14 protein-coding genes and 1 pseudogene are annotated in these 17,928 nt (G+C 60.5%); 8 read left to right on the forward strand and 7 right to left on the reverse strand.

The window, feature by feature from the left end; genetic code table 11:
• The 4 genes from QX070_RS00005 to QX070_RS00020 form a co-directional block, all read right to left on the reverse strand.
• Positions 1-1,366, reverse strand: a 1,366-nt coding sequence (locus QX070_RS00005) for a condensation domain-containing protein (RefSeq protein WP_315733676.1), incomplete at its 3' end; no start/stop codon positions are given.
• Positions 1,367-1,415: 49 nt separating this feature from the next.
• Positions 1,416-1,625: an MbtH family protein gene (locus QX070_RS00010; protein WP_315733678.1), complete on the reverse strand. Its 210-nt coding sequence runs from the start codon at positions 1,623-1,625 to the stop codon at positions 1,416-1,418.
• A 51-nt stretch (positions 1,626-1,676) separates the two neighbouring features.
• Positions 1,677-2,285 carry an acyl-homoserine-lactone synthase gene (locus QX070_RS00015; RefSeq protein WP_315733680.1) on the reverse strand — a complete coding sequence of 203 codons (609 nt, stop codon included), beginning with the start codon at positions 2,283-2,285 and terminating at the stop codon, positions 1,677-1,679.
• Between the two features lie 302 nt (positions 2,286-2,587).
• The gene (locus QX070_RS00020) at positions 2,588-3,313 is read right to left on the reverse strand and encodes a LuxR family transcriptional regulator (RefSeq protein WP_315733682.1); all 726 of its coding nucleotides are present in this window, start codon (positions 3,311-3,313) and stop codon (positions 2,588-2,590) included.
• Positions 3,314-3,956: 643 nt separating this feature from the next.
• On the opposite strand from QX070_RS00020, the gene rfbC reads away from it, so the two are divergent.
• The 4 genes from rfbC to rfbA are packed head-to-tail and all read left to right on the forward strand — an operon-like array spanning position 3,957 to position 7,389.
• Positions 3,957-4,544, forward strand: a complete 588-nt coding sequence (gene rfbC, locus QX070_RS00025; RefSeq protein WP_315733685.1) for a dTDP-4-dehydrorhamnose 3,5-epimerase — start codon at positions 3,957-3,959, stop codon at positions 4,542-4,544.
• Between the two features lie 2 nt (positions 4,545-4,546).
• Entirely contained in the window at positions 4,547-5,596 is a 1,050-nt protein-coding gene (gene rfbB / locus QX070_RS00030) for a dTDP-glucose 4,6-dehydratase (RefSeq protein WP_315733687.1), read from the forward strand.
• An 8-nt stretch (positions 5,597-5,604) separates the two neighbouring features.
• A complete protein-coding gene (rfbD, locus tag QX070_RS00035; RefSeq protein WP_315733689.1) occupies positions 5,605-6,510 on the forward strand; it encodes a dTDP-4-dehydrorhamnose reductase in 906 nt (301 codons plus the stop codon).
• A 3-nt stretch (positions 6,511-6,513) separates the two neighbouring features.
• The gene (rfbA, locus tag QX070_RS00040) at positions 6,514-7,389 is read left to right on the forward strand and encodes a glucose-1-phosphate thymidylyltransferase RfbA (RefSeq protein ID WP_315733691.1); all 876 of its coding nucleotides are present in this window, start codon (positions 6,514-6,516) and stop codon (positions 7,387-7,389) included.
• A 1,554-nt stretch (positions 7,390-8,943) separates the two neighbouring features.
• On the opposite strand, the pseudogene QX070_RS00045 reads toward rfbA, so the two are convergent.
• From QX070_RS00045 to QX070_RS00055, 3 genes and pseudogenes are all read right to left on the reverse strand, one after another.
• Positions 8,944-9,216: pseudogene (locus QX070_RS00045) on the reverse strand (ATP-binding protein); the annotation flags it as partial.
• Positions 9,217-10,353: 1,137 nt separating this feature from the next.
• The gene (locus tag QX070_RS00050) at positions 10,354-11,556 is read right to left on the reverse strand and encodes a hypothetical protein (protein WP_315733693.1); all 1,203 of its coding nucleotides are present in this window, start codon (positions 11,554-11,556) and stop codon (positions 10,354-10,356) included.
• Positions 11,553-12,428 (reverse strand): DUF6502 family protein, encoded by an 876-nt coding sequence (locus tag QX070_RS00055; protein WP_315733695.1) that lies wholly within the window; start codon positions 12,426-12,428, stop codon positions 11,553-11,555. The genes QX070_RS00050 and QX070_RS00055 overlap by 4 nt, the downstream gene beginning before the upstream one ends.
• Positions 12,429-12,529: 101 nt before the next feature.
• Here QX070_RS00055 and QX070_RS00060 point away from each other — a divergent pair, with 101 nt between their 5' ends.
• From QX070_RS00060 to QX070_RS00075, 4 genes are all read left to right on the forward strand, one after another.
• The gene (locus QX070_RS00060; protein WP_315733698.1) at positions 12,530-13,750 is read left to right on the forward strand and encodes a glycosyltransferase; all 1,221 of its coding nucleotides are present in this window, start codon (positions 12,530-12,532) and stop codon (positions 13,748-13,750) included.
• A 169-nt stretch (positions 13,751-13,919) separates the two neighbouring features.
• On the forward strand, positions 13,920-14,474 hold the full coding sequence (locus QX070_RS00065) for a hypothetical protein (protein ID WP_315733700.1): 555 nt from the start codon (positions 13,920-13,922) through the stop codon (positions 14,472-14,474).
• Between the two features lie 370 nt (positions 14,475-14,844).
• On the forward strand, positions 14,845-16,536 hold the full coding sequence (locus QX070_RS00070) for a PQQ-dependent methanol/ethanol family dehydrogenase (RefSeq protein ID WP_409999152.1): 1,692 nt from the start codon (positions 14,845-14,847) through the stop codon (positions 16,534-16,536).
• Positions 16,537-16,678: 142 nt separating this feature from the next.
• Positions 16,679-17,893 carry a c-type cytochrome gene (locus tag QX070_RS00075; protein ID WP_315733704.1) on the forward strand — a complete coding sequence of 405 codons (1,215 nt, stop codon included), beginning with the start codon at positions 16,679-16,681 and terminating at the stop codon, positions 17,891-17,893.
• Positions 17,894-17,928 lie beyond the last annotated feature (35 nt).

Below are 17,928 nucleotides of genomic sequence, written 5' to 3' on the forward strand. Positions count from 1 at the left end.
CGCGCACCGTGTCATTCCACTCCGCCAGCACCCGACGCCGCTCCGCCGCGTCGAGAATGTCGATTGCGCCAATCGGCCGACTGGGATCGTGTGCGATTGCCTCGACCAGCCTCACGAGACGTTGCTGGTGAAAGGCGAGATCGTTCGAGGTGTAAAGGGCGGGATTGGCGTCGAAATCAATTCGAAGCCCTTTTCCATCTCCACGGTCGTAGACGAAAATTGCGAGGTCGTCGGCCGAGCCATTGGAGAGGTTGTGAGTCGTTGCGGAATGGCCGCCGAACCGGAGGTCGTAGTCGAATGGCTCGATATTGATGACAGTGGTAAAAAGGTGCCCGTTGGTGGAAAGCAGGCTAAGGTCCCGCCTGAGGTCCTCGTATCTGTAGGACTGGTGTCGAATCGCTTCGCGGACCTGCCTTCCCACATCGCGAATGAGTGCCGTCGCGCTCATGCTCGGACTCATCGCCAAACGTAGCGGCACGGCGTTGGCAACCATGCCGGGAACACGCCGCAGCCGTCCCTTGGGCCGGGCGGCAACCGGCAGGCCAACGACCAAATCGTCAATACCTGTCACGCGATAGAGATAGGCTGCGATCGCGGCGATCATGATCTGTGGGAGACTTGCGCCGCTGGCCTGCGCCGTTGCGCGCATCGCCTTCACGCTTCCAGCACCGAGATGGGTCGTCTGGCGGAGAAGGCCACCGACATTTTGCCTTCGCTGATCGGCAAGACTAAACGCAACCGGGCGATCGGCGAAGTGCTTCAGCCAATACTCGCGGTCGCGTGCAAATCGTTCGGAGCTCCGATACGCGGTCTCTTCTTCGAGGAGAAGCGCCAAAGGACCGAAAGTACCTTGTTCGGGAGCGCGTCCCTCGGTGAGAGCCGTGTAGATCTCGGCGACGCGCCGGGCGAAGAGCCCGCCGGTGAAACCGTCCATGACGATGTGATGGCTGCGATGATACCAGAAATAGTGATCCGCCGCGGCCTTGAACAATGCGCAGGTCCAAAGCGGCCCTGTCAGCAGATCGACCGGTTGGGTCAACTCTGCCATCATCCAGCTTTCTGCTGCCGCCCGCGGGTCAGGTTCGGAGCTAACGTCGATGAATGGAAAGGTCGTATCCAATCTGCGGGGAATCATCTGGCGAATTCCATCACTTCGCTCGATGAACCGCACTCGCACGGTTTCCGCTTCCATCCCGGCTTGCCGCAAGGCCGCCTCGAACAGCGGCGGATCAATCGGACCGTGTATCTCTATGGACTCCGCAAGATTGAATATCGAGTCCGGCGAACTGAACTTCTGCGCAAACCACATGCCCGTCTGAGCCGCGGAGAGTGGCAATACCTGTGAAGGTTCGTTGATCGCGTTCACGGCTTCCCCAACCATGTATTATGCCTTAGACGGATGATCGAGTCTGCGGCTATGCCGAATGGCTATCAGCGCGGGCTCTCGGAAGCATGTCCGTCCAGTTTGTGTCGATGTAGTCGATGCAGGCCCGGCGGCTGTTCTGTGCGTAGACCACGGACCAGCCGGCCGGAATCTCCGCAGCTGCGGGCCAGAGCGAATGTTGACCTTGGTCATTGAGCAGGACGACGAAGGTGCCGCCCTGATCATCGAAAGGGTTACTCACGTCTCGTGCTCCGATCTCGACTAGGGGATGACTTCAGTCGTGCGCCCACGATCAGGCCGCGGCTGCGTGCGCGAGGCCCACACGCGCTTCAAGCTGTCGAAGGATTTGTGTAGACACGTCAAGCTGTCCGGCCATGGCGATGGTGTTGCCGACTCGGCGCGCGGGGCCGAGGCGCTCGAGTCGCCAGCCGGCCCGCCGCAGGACTCGCTCCATACGCACGTCGACGACACAAGCGATCGTGTTTATGCCGTTCGACAAACTGAATTTCAGAACTCCGATCAGCAGATCGTAGGTCGCTTGTGATATGCCCGATTGAGTGCCGCCGGTGTTCCCGCTCACTGCAAATCGGCTGGCTTCCCACACGCGTTCTCCGCGAGGCACGGCTGCCTTGGTCACAAGGGACGCAAAGATATCGCGAAGCATATTCGGACCGGTCGTCGGCAGGAGGCGGACGCAACCGTTCAGGATGCCGTGTCTGTCCATCGAGAGCAGATAGCGAGGCCGCAAGGCGTCGTATTCGTCAACCTCAAGTTCGCCGCTTACGATGACGTCCCAACCGAGCCGGTCCTTGAAGACCGCCTTCCGAAGACGATGCATTTGATACAAACCGCTACCGCTGATGTGGCGTTCTGCATTGTCCTTCGTGACAATTCGTATCATTGGCGTCCTCGTGCCGTCCGTCAGGCTGGAGTATGACCCGGCGCCAACATCAGCTCGAGCTGTCTACCTTTGCAGGTATCCCGTGTTTGGAGACTGCCCTAGAGTCGGCGTCGGTAGCTCGCGAACATGCTGCGCTATGCACCGACGCGGCCACAACGGGTGGTGCCGACACGATAGACGGATGCGACACCAAGTGACCTCGAAGAGCGACGCTACGGAGAGCGACGCTATCAAGACGCGCATCTGCAAGCCCAGGCGCGGCCACTCCAAGGTCGCGGCACTTCGGACCGCTCGACGAACGGCTACATGCTGATGATGTCGTACGCCAGTCCCTTGGCGACCGCCTGTTGCACGGTCGCAACTCCGAGCTTGCGCTTGGCATTCTGGGTGTGAAAGACAACCGTTCGTCGGCTGACGTTTATGATTTCCGCTGTGTCCAAAGCGCTCTTTCCGCGAGCTGCCCATTGCAGGCAGACCCTCTCGCGCTGTGTCAGGTATGGGCGAGGCGATGACGTGGGCGATGGCGTTACGTCACGCAATTGCGCATACAGGTAGATCGCAATGAGATGCAGCTGATGGCGGTATTTCTCGACTTGGGATTCGAACGCCGGACGGGAATTGCCAGCCGAGAGCGTGAGTGTGGCAACTTTACCCTGGCGATCATGGATCGGAATCGTGACACCACGTCGAATGTTGAACTCGCTGGCCTCTTTTAGAAGCCCCTTCTGCCTGTTGGTCAGCCCTGCATCAAATCGATCAGCCGACCAAGCGAAGGGAAGCGTCGTTGTAACCGAGCGGGCGATCACCGGATCGATCCTGTCGTACCGATTTGCACAGTACCGCTCCACCCAGGAACTCGGATACGTCGTCATTGCCAGTGTATCGTCTTCGTCACCTCGCGGCGTGAAGCTTAGATAAGCGAAACATGGAAAGCCGTACTGATCCAAGGTCTGTCGCAATAGACGCTCGATTTCATCCGCGTTGTCGCATGTCGTCAGATTTTGAACGAATTGTTCAAATACCCTCATGTCGCACCCCCTTGCCTACGACAGCCGCGCCTTTCTTCGAGCTGATCCATAACCGATTTGGGGGATACGGCGACACTTCTGGTCCCTGTTGGTGATGTTGCCGTCGGACCATTGCGTTGGCGGTGAAGATCATCGTGACTATTGACCGTTGGTTACTTACTTGAATTCGTGCCTTCCTGAGCTGCCACCACAGCATTCATAATGGGTTTATGAACGAGGATAGGCTGCATAACGACTCTCCAAGCTTCACATCCCCACCATCAGACGAATCCGAAGCTAAGGATTCCGCCGAGCTCACGGACGATGCCCTGAAGTTGATAGTACCTCGACGCATTCAGAGGTTGCAAATGAAAATTACACGACAGTCAGATTTGGAACAGCATTGCTGCGAGTTCTCGTAGCTGCGTCGCGAAGCCGCAGCCTATCGAGCTGACGAAAATCAAATTTTCTTTTTCATGAGCAGATCAGGCATCAGTTTGGTGGTGCTGCTGTCGGTGCTAACGAGATGCCGCGCGCGGGCTCGGCCTTAAGCGCGCCGGGTCACTCGCGACTGGACGCGCCTTGCAAAGATGCGGCTTCCCGCTATTGTCGCGCGATCGGACGGAAGCTTCCTGGTGCTGGCACCTAATGAGCTTGGTGTGAAATGGATTTTCAGCATTTCGAAATCGATGGTCTTGTTCTCATCGTCCCCTCAAGGCGTGGTGACCATCGGGGTTTTTTTTCGGAGACCTTCCGCAAGGATGATCTGAGGGCACACGGCGTGATGGACGATCTGGTCCAGGAGAACCATGTCTTCTCCGCCGAACGCGGGGTGCTGCGCGGACTTCATTTTCAACTGCCTCCCAAAGCCCAGGGCAAGCTCGTTCGTTGCGTCGGAGGATCGATCCTGGATGTGACCGTGGACATCCGGCGAGGATCACCGACCTACGGACGTCATGTAGCGATCGAGTTGTCAGCGGCGAACTGGAAGCAATTGTGGGTACCCCCAGGTTTCGCTCACGGCTATGTGACCTTGGAAGCACCGGTCGAGGTTATTTATAAGGTGACCGACTATTGGGCCCCGGATCTCGAGCGAGGGATCGCCTGGGACGATCCGGACCTTGCAATCGATTGGCGATTAGCAGGTGAGCCCATTTTGTCTGAAAAGGATCAGCGGAATCCTCGACTCAGTTCCGTTGTCTCTCCCTTCTCCGTTTTCTCTTCCTTCGAGAATGCGCTGGGGAACGACTGAACATGCACATTCTTGTCACGGGCGGAGCAGGATTTATCGGCTCGTCGGTCTGTCGGCATTTTGTTTTTGACCTTGGCCTCAAGGTCGTTGTCGTCGACAAATTGACCTATGCCGGCAATTTGGCCTCGCTTGCGCTGGTTGCCGAGCATCCCAACTATGCGTTCGAGAGGGCCGACATCTGCGATGCCGATGCCCTGCAGAAGATTTTCATCAAGCATAGACCGACTGCAGTCGTTCATCTTGCAGCAGAAAGCCACGTCGACAGGTCGATCACCAGCGCAAATGCATTTATCCAAACAAACGTTGTAGGCACCTTCACCCTGCTGGAGGCCACGCGCCGCCATCTCGACCATAATCCCCTGCTCGCCGATCGATTCCGGTTCATTCACGTTTCGACCGATGAAGTCTACGGCTCGTTGGGAGAGACCGGACTTTTCACCGAACTTACGCGATATGATCCGAGTTCCCCCTATTCAGCGACCAAGGCCGCGTCCGATCATCTTGCAAAGGCCTGGCACAGAACCTACGACGTGCCCGTCATTGTATCCAATTGCTCAAACAATTATGGGCCCTATCAATTTCCTGAAAAGCTCATTCCGTTGATGGTCCTCAACGCTCTGCATGGGGAGCCGTTGCCGGTGTATGGAAATGGTCTAAATGTCCGGGATTGGCTGTTTGTCGAGGATCATGCGCGCGCGCTGGGCTTGATCCTCGAGAAAGGAGTTCCAGGCGAGACCTATAATGTCGGTGGTCGCAACGAACGCTCCAACATCGAGGTGGTAAGACAAATCTGCGCATGCCTTGACGAACTGCGTGGGCCCGCACATTCGCACGACGGCTTGATCACCTATACCGAGGATCGTCCGGGTCACGATTTGCGCTACGCCATCGACGCAACAAAGCTCGAAACGGCTCTGGGTTGGCGCGCTGAGGAGACTCTGGAAAGCGGCATCAAAAAGACGGTCAGATGGTATCTCGAGCATCCCGCGTGGTGGAGGCCGCTGCGCGAAAACGTATACCGTGGCGAGCGACTAGGTCTTGGTCGACATTGAGCAGAACGATGCGTCTATATGTTATTGGGAGCGAAGGTCAGGTCGCTCGATCATTGCGGGAAGCTGCCGCAGCGAACCCCGACATCACGATCAGATGCTCCACGCGCTCCGACCTCGACCTGTTGCGCATCGAACAGATTGAAAGGGCTTTGGCGGAGTTCTCGCCAGACATCGTTGTAAATCCTGCCGCCTATACCGCTGTCGATCGTGCGGAGACGGAACCGGATCTGGCCTACTCGATCAATTCCAAGGCAGCTGGTGCGGTCGCATCAGCAGCAAGTCGACTGGATGTTCCCGTCATCCATCTGTCGACGGATTACGTTTTCGACGGCAAGAATCCGGCTCCTTACGTCGAAACCGACGCGACTTCGCCGCAGAGCGTATATGGTCGATCGAAGCTCGCCGGCGAAGTCGCGGTGGCGTCTGCCGCCGATCGTTACCTGATCTTGCGAACTTCATGGGTCTACGCGCCCTATGGCAACAATTTCGTAAAGACGGTCATGCGGCTCGCCCGGCAACGGGATCGATTGGGTATCGTCAACGACCAGATCGGCTGCCCCACTTACGCGCCCGACATCGCCGATGCCATCATTGCCATCGCTCGGCAGATCGCGGGTTCGGGCTGGCAGTCTGGTCATGGCGGCGTCACGCATCTGGCGGGTCCTGACGAAATGAGCTGGTTCGAGTTCGCCAGACGCATCGTCCTCGACCTCGCAACGAGACGAGATCGTCCAGCCCGTGTTGAGGCGATCTCGACGAAGGACTATCCGACGGCCGCTGTTAGGCCGGCGAATTCCCGTCTGAACTGCGACAGATTGAACTCTGTCTTCGGGCTGCGCCTGCCTCACTCATCGCAATCCTTGCGAATCTGCCTCGATCGCCTGTGCGATCCCGCTCACGCCAATTTGGAGTAGATCTTGAAAGGCATCATTCTGGCTGGCGGAACCGGCACCCGCCTCTATCCCATGACGTTGGTGGTGTCCAAACAGCTCCTGCCGATTTACGACAAGCCAATGATCTACTACCCGCTAACGACATTGATGCTGGCGGGTATCAGGGACATACTGATTATATCGACACCGGGCGATCTTCCGCTATTTCAGTCCCTGCTGGGCGACGGCGGGCAATGGGGACTGACGCTATCCTATGCCGTGCAACCCAAACCTGAAGGCCTGGCTCAAGCCTACATTATCGGGGCAGATTTTGTGCGCGGCGAATCGTCAGCCTTAATCTTGGGCGACAACATCTATTTTGGCCATGGTCTGCCGGACATGCTTGTCAGGGCCGCTGGCCGCCGGTTCGGTGCGACGGTCTTTGCCTATCATGTCGCCGACCCCGAACGGTACGGCGTGGTTGGCTTCGACAGCACAGGACAAGCAACTTCGATAGAAGAGAAACCCGCAACTCCAAAATCGAACTTTGCCGTGACGGGGCTATATTTTTATGATCCCCAGGTGGTCGAAATTGCCGCCAGCATTGTTCCCTCCGCGCGAGGGGAGCTTGAGATTACCGACGTCAACAGGGTCTATTTAGAACGAGGGCTGCTCGCTGTTGAGCAAATGGGCCGCGGCTTCGCTTGGTTGGATACTGGAACACCCGACAGTCTCATGGCCGCCGCGGACTTCGTCGCGACCCTGGAGAAACGGCAAGGCTTTCGCATCGCCTGTCCGGAGGAGATCGCGTTCAAACAGGGTTTCATCGAGCAGAAGCAGCTGGAGCGGCTGGGGGCAGCGCTCGGCAAGAGCGACTACGCCAGATACGTGCAGGCTCTCGCCAAGGCAGCTGCTCTCTGATACGCGCGCGTTCCGAGATTGACGTTCGACGATTCGCGTTGATTGATGGCGCGCGCCGTGTGTTCGACAGGCCTCGGCGAGCTAGAAACGTGCTTCGCCGCAAACGTCTTGTGTCAACTTGTCCCGGAAGAGCCGTTTTGCAATCACTAGACCAGGTGTGGTGCCCTGCTGTGCTCGTCCCTTCTCATCCATGCTCTCGACGGCCCGACCCGCGGCTCGCTTGAATTACGCAAATGCCCAGTTGTCGAAGCTACGGTCCCTCGCGTGCACCGTAGCTAGGACCGTAGCTTTATAAGCCAAGGTTCGAAAACCGCTTACTATTCAATGCTCTTGACTGACACCCCTTCCTCCAACGACCCGACGAGCCTCGCCGAGAAGGTCCGCCGATCCGCCCACCATCTTCCGGGGTTTCTGCTTTTGGTCGTGGGCCGGAGACCTTCTTCGGAGGGACTATGGGTGTATTTCCATCTCATCGATGGCACCTGGCTCGAGGCTAAGAGCGCCCACTTCTAGGCCAATATCAGATCATGATGGATGGCTCATCATGGCACGACAATCTTCGGATCGAGCGCTACGACCGCACCTTGAGTTTAGCCGGGTCGACGCTCTTCTCTTTCGCCCACGCGGCCACGGTTGATCAAGAAATGTTCGAATAACCGAGTCGTGGTTGACGCAAGTTGACTCGCAATCGGAAGGACGCTTGATGCGGGTGCGCGGGCTATACGTCGCAATCAGCTCGTCGCAGTTCGGTTCTCGGTCAGAGAGCGAGCGGCGCTTCCGGGGCCGCACTTGCGGCTCTATCGAGGGCCGACAAGGGTCCTCGGAGGAGGCGCAGCCCAGGGAATTGTTTGTTTCGTCGCCCAAAATGGGATATATGGACCCTAGCTGTTCAGGTCTCGCGCCGAGGCCGCTTAAAGCTGCTGAATTGGTCTGCGCGCCGCAGATCGCCTGATCGACGGGACCCCAGCGCGCCGCTTGGGAAGTTCGAACATCCGAAACCCAATCAGACGAGGCCACTATGTGCGGCTTCTGCGACAATTGGCGTGCGCGAATTTCCGATAGACGACGCCGGCTCGAAAGCCTGAAATCGGCGCCCTCCCTGTACCCGATGGGCGCCTCCATTGACGCCGTCGGGGAGCTGCGACGGAAAATCGGCGTGTACGAAACATTGCTCGATCGGCCGCCTTGCGGGCCAGCTAGGACGTGAAAAACACGGCCTCCGCCCCTTTGGGCGGTGGCCGTTGCGCCGAGAACCTCCCAAGAACGATGAATCCAAGTCTTGGACTTATTCTGGGACTTTTGGACCGGAAATCCCGGATTGTTCGGGTTTTTGTTCCATTTTTGCGCTCGGTCGAGAAGCCGGAGATGGACTAAAATTCCTTTAGCTTCAATTGAGTTACGGGACCAATTTCGCTCTCAAGCCGAAGCCGAGCCCGATATCTGGAATACTAGACGCAGCTGATGCCCCAGGCCCGATGAAGACGCAAACCTCGACCCGCCTGCTATTGGGTTGCGGGTTTTTGAGATTTCGGCGCCATGCGACTCTAGGCCTTACTACTCTGGTGTGTCTATCTTCGCCCTTTGCGCGGCGGGTTTTGGCGATAGCGCTCGTCTTGTCGGAGCCGACTGGAATATCGGAGGCGAGATGGTGGCGTGATCGTCGTCTCGGCCTTTGAACCGCCAACCGTCGTTGCCGGTCTCGACGATGTCGCAGTGATGGGTCAGCCGGCCAAGCAGCGCGGTTATCATCTTGGCGTCGCCGAACACGCTGAGCCATTCGCCGAAAGCAAGATTGGTAGTGATAATTACGGAGGCGTGCTCGTAGAGCGTCCGAGAAAGGGAGCAGCGTCAAGCCGAGACCTACTTACTGCTAATTGGCTCGTCGATCGACGTTGTGCGCCGCCCCTCAGAATTCGACCACCGATTGACCACCGCTACAGGGTGAACGAACGTGGAAGCTCGTGAGGCGACGCCACGAAAAACGTCAATGTTCTCCGAGACCTTCGAGCAAGCAGGCCCGCTCATAACGGTCTGGTTGCAGGTTCGAGTCCTGCCGGGCCCACCAGCGATCTCAATGAACGGCTTGTGTGATTTTGCCATTGCGGGCTCGGCGCACCAGATACGTCCACTTTTCGTTCGTGCGGAAACACTGCCAAGTTCGGCGTCCGATGGCTCACAACGGCGACGTGCTGCCGTGGAGCTGGAAGCCGGCCGATCATGTCAAGATCTGAGGCCATGTGCAGCGGCCGGACGCTTACATCGGGCGTCTCTTCGCCTTCTTATTCGACATGATCGTCTCCTCTGTTCGATACTACACGGCTGCACATGAGCGGTCGACAACATAGCATTGGTCCGGCTTCCGTCGTGATCTCGCGGTGATGACATCTGGTGGTCCATCCGGGAGTCCGTGCTCAGCCCCGCCTGCCAAGCGGGCGCACATGTCCTCGTCAGGATCGCGGGGCAACACAGACACAATAGCGCGCTCGACCTCTCAATCGAGTTGTCATCGCCGGCAAGATAGCGTGCTCTCCGCATCCGCTTCGATCCACCAAACGTCTCTCCGCCGATCTGCGGAAACTCAGCCAATCTTCTGTCGTCGCACTGTCTGCGAGACGGCGCTCGCCAGAGCGGCGAGCGCCGTCGGGTTGTTCAAATTCTGCTCAGCCGCGGGCTCGTCGCTCCGTGCGTCGCAGAAACATCGCGCGGCGAATCCACCCGCATCGCCACGCCCTTGGGAATCGGGGAGGTCTTCACTACAACCATTCTCGCCCGAAATCGAACACCCCACCCTTTGCAGATCAATTACTTAGCTCGCCAAAAAATCGCAAATCCCGATCTTCGAGCGCGAATCCGCGAACTCGGGCTAGCTGTTCGCAGCGCAGGTTGCTCGCGATGAATCGCATAGCGAAGCTGGACGACGCTGCGAGCGCGCGCCTCTCGCCCGCTCTGCCAAATCTTCGTTGTTCATCGCCGGCCGTGGCCGCCGCCAAGGCCGGGAGGACTGCCGCCGCCCAGGCCGGGAGGACCGCCGCCGCCAAGGCCGGGAGGACCGCCACCGCCAAGGCCGGGAGGACCGCCGCCGCCAAGGCCGGGAGGACCGCCGCCGCCAAGGCCGGGAGGACCGCCACCGCCAAGGCCGGGAGGACCGCCACCGCCCAGCCCGGGAGGACCGCCGCCCGGCACAGTAGCGCCACCGCCCGGGACGTCCGAGCCGCCGGGCGTCGCGCCCGGAGCTTGCTCGGATCTCGTACCTTGGATCGAGTCACCCGGAAATTTGTTGACGGATTGGATGGATTCAACCCGCAAGCCACGGGAACTGTCAAAGGTGGCGTTCACGACCACGCGGGCATTACCTGAGGATGCGAAGCGACTATTGTCATGCGCGACATAGCCCGAGCCGAATTGCAGATAGCTGCCGACGCGGCGGACATAGCCTTCGATCGACAGACGGTTCGCGCCGAAGAAATCAGAGAGGTCGTCAGCCCTTATGCGCGAGATCTGCATCACGCCTTGCGTAACGCGGCCCTCAGCCTGAACACGTTGTCCGACGAGTGCGGCATCGGCGCCGTTGAGTCGCAACCCGCCTATTCGCAGGCCGCCGCGATCGCGTTCGAGTGGTCCGGAAACCCGCGTTGTCGCGTTAAGGCGTTGCTCGACCAGGCTTGAGACGATCACGCCGTCGATGCGGCGCACCCCGAAGACCGCGACATTGGCGCCCGGATGGCGCCAGCTTTCGTGGCCGGCCGCTATGATCCGCTGGCCCAGCACGGTCATCTCGCCGTCCCTGACGCTTTCGATCGGCCCCATCACCTCACTGACCACGTTGACGCCGCGGGTGATCAGCGAACCGTTCGCCTGCGGCAGCGCCAGCACCCGGGCCAGATGTCCGATCTTGAGCGCCTTCGCCGATACCGGTTCGCCATCGATCCGCACCGGGACGTTCGGCGCATAGCTGATGCGTTGGCCGTTGACGAAAATGCTGCCGAAACGCTGAATGACGCCAACAATGCCGGTGCCGCCGATGCCCTGATCGTGGCCACGCGTGATACCGGTGCCGCCGATACCCTGATCGCTGCCGCGGCGCACCTGTGCCCAGGCGGAGGACGATCCGGCAAGCCAGAGTCCCATAAGCAACGAGCGGCGCGAGATGACGGGCTGCTTGGTCATGACGAGCCGCCTTCGTCAGCATCACCATTCGCCGCGTCGTCCGGACCTTCGCTGTAAATGTAGATGCCGAAATTCCAGCGGTGGTCGCCGCCCTTGTCCCTGGCGAGCGCGCGGTTTGCTTCCCGGTTGGCGATCTTCAGGGCGTCCATGGCCAGTTCGCGCGAACGCCCTTCGAGACGTTTTGCGAGCTTGGCCGAAAGGCCGTCATAGTGCACCGCGCGTTCGAGGAAACGGGGTGCTGGCCCGGATACGTTTTCGGCGGCTGCCGCGATATGATCATGCAGGTTACGGCCGAGATAGTGCCATTTGCGCTCGTCATCGCCGCGCGGAACGAAGCCAGTATCCACCAACACGATCTCTTCATCGCCGTTGATGGTCACGAGCTCGCGGTCCAGCCATTCATCCAGCACTGCGCGCGGGCGGACATCCTTCGTGATCGAACTGACGAGCTGCTCGAACGAGGGCGCATCGCCACTGGCCATGCGCGGCAAGGGCAGCGGATCGCCGTTCGCGTCCGTGAACTCCGGAGCGGCGAGCCAGCGTGCCATGATCGCGCTGGTCAGCGACAGAGTGGCAGGCGTTTCATTGACCGGCGCACCGGCGCCGCGCAGCCGCGCAACCTCCTTGCGGTGAATTCCGGTGAGCAGACTCACGCGGCTGTCGGTCTGCTCCTTTCCCTCCAGGGCAAAGTCGTGCTCGGCAACATTGACGAAGAGTTCTCGCAACAGCTGAGCCAGCTCAGGAAATGTCATTCCGCCGCGGATGCATAGCCGCACCAGCGGGCGCAGCAGGCGCGCCAAGGGCGCGCGCAGGCTCGCCGCCGCAATCGGCTGATGCGAAGCCGACTTCGATTTCCGGGATTTGGCGTTCATGGCGAAATTGTAGCGGCGAGTCCCGTGGGATACAATCCCACTTTTCCGTCGAGATCAATTGACGTGTGAAATTTTCCCACATATAAGGGAGGCGCTCAGTCATGGAGAGTTCGGCCATGCTCGCTCCCTCTCGGCGCCTCTCGGTGCTTCACATCTTCAATGACTGCTATCCCGACCTGTTCGGCGGAGCCCCGTCGGTGATCCGCGACATATGCGCAGGACTGAAAGACGCGTTCACCGCCTGCGTGCTGGTCTGCTCCAAGTCGAACGGGCAACGGCGCATCGTCGTGAACGGCGTAACGATCGAGCGCGTGCGCTCGTTCGGCGATGTAGGTTCGCTTCCGGCCGCGCCGACTTATCCGCTGCGGTTATGGCGCCAGGTCGCCGATCACGATCTGCTCGCGCTTCATGCACCGTTTTCGCTCGCCGATCTCATGCTCGCCCTGGGGTTGGGCCGCGATCGACCTTTGGTCGTGCACTACCATGCGGACATCGTTTCGCATGCCGGACTGAGGTGGTTTATGAAGCCGCTGTTGCGCCGGACGCTGCGGCAGGCGGACGCAATCATCGTGTCCAATGCCATTCTGCTGTACAGCAGCCCGCTGCTGCAGGAATTCGCTGAGAAATGTCACGTCGTTCCGTTCGGCGTCGATGCCTCGAAGTACGATTGGCCGGAGCCGCGCGACAATGACGCTGCCGAACGCGATCGTGGACGGCTCGTGCTGGCTTGCGGGCAACTCGTTCCCTACAAGGGCTTCGATGTGCTGGTGCGAGCGGCGGTCGGCCACCGCTTTGAGGTCTGGATCATCGGCGAGGGTCCAGAACGGGCGCGGCTTGAACGAATGATTCATAGCCTCGGCGTCGCGGATCGCGTCCGCCTGCTTGGCTCCGCGCCGAAGGCCAAACTCGCCAGTCTCATGTGTACAGCGGACGTCTTTGTCCTGCCGTCCGTGACCAATGCGGAAACGTTTGGCATCGCTCAACTGGAAGCGATGGCGGCGGGACGGCCGATCATCAATACATGGCTTGACACGGCCGTTCCACGCGTGGCGCGCGACGGCATCGAGGCCATCACCGTTCCACCCGGCAATCATGTTCGGTTGGCGGAAGCGATCGAAACATTGCTCCGCGATCCGGAGCGGCGCTGGCGCATGGGCCATGCCGCCCGGCTTCGCGCAACGACGCAATATTCCGTCGACGCCTTCGGGAAAGGAATCGAAACCGTCTATCGCCATGCCGTGACGACCAAGGCATCAAGCCGGTCGACCCTGGCTTCATGCCCCGGAACAATCGGAACGGGTCCGGAAAATCGACATTGCTGAGACTGATTGTGCTGAAACTCGTCGTGCAGGCTCAGCTCGCGATCACGATCCGTGAATAGTCAGGAAGGAGCTACTTATGTACTCGCAAAGCATACCTCTCGTAGAGAATGCGTGGGACGGGCCTGCGCGCGATCCAAACGCCCGATTCGATCCGCGGATTGGAGGGCCCATGAAACCGCCTGGCCGTTCTCCTCGCCCCTCCGGCCTCAAGGACGACAATATCGCGAGCGACCAGCCGTCGATTGGCAGGCGAACACTCCACACCCTTGCCCGGCTCGTTATTGCAGTTCTCATCGGTATCGGCGCCACCCTTGCCTGGCAGTCCTACGGTAACGCAGCAAGGGACAAGGTGGTGGCCCGGGCTCCATCGCTGGGCTGGTTGTTATCCGTCTCGACGACGAAGTCGCCAGCCATTGCTGCAACTGTCCCGGACCCGATGCAGCAGCTTGAGCCCCTGGCGTTCAATCTCGATGTCGTGCGGCGCAGCGTCGAGCAACTCACCGCCAAGCAAGAACAGATGACCCAGAGCATTGCGACGCTGCAAGCTGTCGCAGACGACATCAGACAGAGAATGTCAACAACCCCGCCTTCGTCGCTGTCCCAGCAGCAGGCGGCCCCGATCCCGCAGCATAAACCCTCGCAACCCAGGGCACAGTCAGCGGCTGTGCAGTCGTCAGTGCCTCGTCCGCTGCCCTCTGCCGGACCACCCCTGCTCTCGCGCTGATGGCCCAGATTGCCGGCGGGCTTTTTTATTGATGGGACGTAGACGCGCGCGGCATGACGGTGCGTAAGCTGCGCCTCAAGTCACGTATCGTGAATTTGTCGATACCCGCTTCCTTGATCACGCGATTGACCATCGTTTTGAAGTCGGACATTTGGCGTCCGGACTTCATAAGCCTGCGAAACTGCTGGAGAATCGACGTTCAACGGCGGCCCCACGGCCTACTACCTTCCGCCTATGAGAGCCTGGCAGAGCTGATGCTGTAATCGCTCCCGATGCTTGCAGCGCGACTGCACATCTGGGGCTTGGCGCGCACGTGCCACAACAAAGAAATATGCGGAGGGAACTGATGAATTTCACGAGCAGGAGATTCTTGGCTGGCATCTCGACGGTTGCCTTCCTCGTCGCCGGCACGCTTGGCGTCCGCGCCAACGACTCGGCGCTGAAGGCCGCCGGCGCGCCCGGGGCCTGGGCGATGGCGGGCCATGATTACGGCAACACCCGGTTCAGCCCGCTCAAGGAGATCAACACCGAGAACGCCGGCAAGCTGTCGCTGGTCTATTCGTTCTCGCTGGCCTCGCTACGCTCGAACGAGGCCTCGCCGATCGTGATCGGCAACACGCTCTACGTCTCGACGTCGTGGGGGCCGAAATACGTCTATGCGCTTGATGCCGCGACCGGCGCGCGCAAATGGACCTATGAGCCGGACATTCCGGACGATACGCTGCAATATGCCTGCTGCGACGTGAACAGCCGCGGCATCTCCTATGCCGACGGCAAGCTGTTCGTCGGCCGGCTCGACGGCAAGCTGACCGCGCTCGATGCCGCCACCGGCAAGGAGCTGTGGGCGTCCAAGGTGGTCGACTACAAGCAGGGCTCGGTGATCACCTCGCCGCCGCTGGTCGTGCGCGACAAGGTCATCACCGGCTTCGGCGGCGGCGAGTACGGCGTGCGCGGCTCGCTGCAGGCCTACGACATCAACTCCGGCAAATTGGTCTGGCAGACCTTTACCGTGCCTGCGCCCGGCGAGCCCGGCAGCGAGACCTGGAAGGGCGACACCGGCCTGCATGGCGGCGGCGCGGCCTGGCTGGTCGGCTCCTACGATCCGAAGAGCGACACGGTCTATTGGGGCACCAGCAACCCCGGTCCTTGGAACACCGCTGTGCGCTCGACCGGCAATGGCGATTTCGGCAAGCTGACCAATCTGTATACGGCGTCCACGCTGGCGCTCGATCCGAACACCGGCAAGATCAAGTGGCACATCCAGACGACGCCTGCCGATGCCTGGGACTATGACGGCGTCAACGAGGCTATTCTCGCCGATCTCAAGGTTGGCGGTGCGGCTGTCCCGACGCTGATGAAGGCCGATCGCAACGGCTTCTTCTTCGTGGCCAACCGCGAGACCGGCAAGGTGATCTCGGCCGAGAAGTACGTCTTCGCCAACTGGGCGCAGAAATGGGACATCTCGACGTTGCGCGCGGTCGAGGATCCGGACAAACGGCCGGGCCCTGGACATCCCGTCAAGGACGTCTGCCCGAACCTGATCGGCGGCAAGAACTGGCAGCCGATGTCGTACAATCCGGACACCGGGCTGGTCTACATCCCGGCGAACAATGTCTGCATGGACTGGTCGGTCAGCGACGTCTCCTACAAGCGCGGTGTGTTCTATCTCGGTGCGGAATTCCCGACCAAGGAAGGCCCCGGCGGCTTCCTCGGTGAGCTCATTGCCTGGGATCCCGTGAACAACAAGAAGGTGTGGTCGATTCAGGAAGACCTTCCGTTCAACGGCGGCACGCTGAGCACCGCCGGCGGCTTGGTGTTCTCCGGCAATCTTCACGGCGACTTCCGCGCCATCGACGCCAAGACCGGCAAGATCCTGTGGAAGCGCAATCTCGGCTCCGGCATCGGCGCCGGTCCAGTGACCTACTCCGTCGACGGCAAGCAGTACGTCGCTGTCGTCGTCGGCCGCACCGCCTCGATCCCGGCGTTCCTGGGCGAGATCGGCAAGAAGATGACGAACGCGGCTCCCGAGGGCGGCGCCCTGTTCGTGTTCGCGGTCCAATAGCCGCAACGCTCGCGACGGCTGCGCGTGCCCCCGGCCGCGGGGACACGCGCAGCGTTTAGCCAATCCGCATCAAGCGGACGAAGACGGCCCGGCCGCGAGACCGAACCGTACAAACAGATAAACAAGACCCGAGGGATCGAGGATGCGCCTGAATCGCCGTCAGACTGGCTCGAAGTGGCGGGCCGCCGCCGAACTGGCAGCAAGCGCGACGGCACTCGTCGCCTTGGTGGCCTCCACCGTGCTGGCCGCATCGTCGGCGGGCCTGGCCAACGAGGCGGACCCGCTGCGGCTCTGCGCGGATCCGACCAATCTTCCATTCTCGAGCGACAATCCAACGCAGCCGGGATTCTACCTCGAGGTCGGCCAGGCGCTGTCACAGCAGCTCGGACGGCCCGTGACGTATGACTGGTACAAATCCTATTTCGGCAAGCGAACCGTGCGCGTGACGCTGCTCGGCAAGCAGTGCGACGCGATGATCGGCCTGCCGCTGTCCTCGGATTTCATGGGACCGACGGTGATCTTCTCGAAGAAGATCGCGACCGAGACCTACGCGCTTGTCAGCCGCGGAACGCTCGTCGTCCACAGCATCGACGACCTCCGAGGCAAGCGCGTCGCCGTGCAATACCAGACCACGCCGCAAAATCTGCTGGCCCAGCGCGACGACATCGAGAAGGTGACGGTGCTGACGCCGAACGAAGGCTTGGCGGCGCTGGCACAGGGCAAGGCCGACGTCGCCTTCGTCTGGGGACCGGTTGCAGGCTGGCTGAACAAGACGACCTACCAGAGCAGCTTCCGGATCCAGCCGGTCGAAGGCGACGGTCTGTCCTGGGATGCCGCGATCGGCTTTGCCAAGAGCTCCACGCAGTTGCGCGATCAGATCGACGCCGCCTTGCCGCAGCTCGCACCGCTGATAGCCGAGCTGGCTGGCAAATACGGGCTGCCGAGCGAACCACCGATCAGGCTCGGCGCGCTGCCTGGCCCAATCAAGCTGGCCTCGCTGGCCGGCCCTGCTCAGCTTCTCCGCCAGCCGGTCGCCGAGGCGGCCGTGATCAGGGTTTCGGACTCGGCTGCTGCGAGCGATTCCACGACCGAGGCGGTCAGCGCCGGCAAGGAGATCTTCAACGGCACCTGCGCACATTGTCATGGACCGGACGCCGTGCAGGCGGAACGGAAGATCGACCTGCGGCGGCTGCAGACCCGTTATGGCGAGGATATGCGCGACAAGTTTTGGACCACCGTGCATGAAGGCCGTCCGTCCAAGGGCATGCCGGCCTGGAAGGAGGTCTTTACCGACGAGCAGTTCGAGAGCATCTATGCGTTCCTGCGGACCGTGCAGTCGTCCGAAACGGCCAATTGAAGGAGGCGGACACCGGCCGCTCGATCTGCCGGATC

Source organism: Bradyrhizobium sp. SZCCHNR1093, assembly GCF_032381175.1.
Taxonomy (GTDB): domain Bacteria; phylum Pseudomonadota; class Alphaproteobacteria; order Rhizobiales; family Xanthobacteraceae; genus Bradyrhizobium.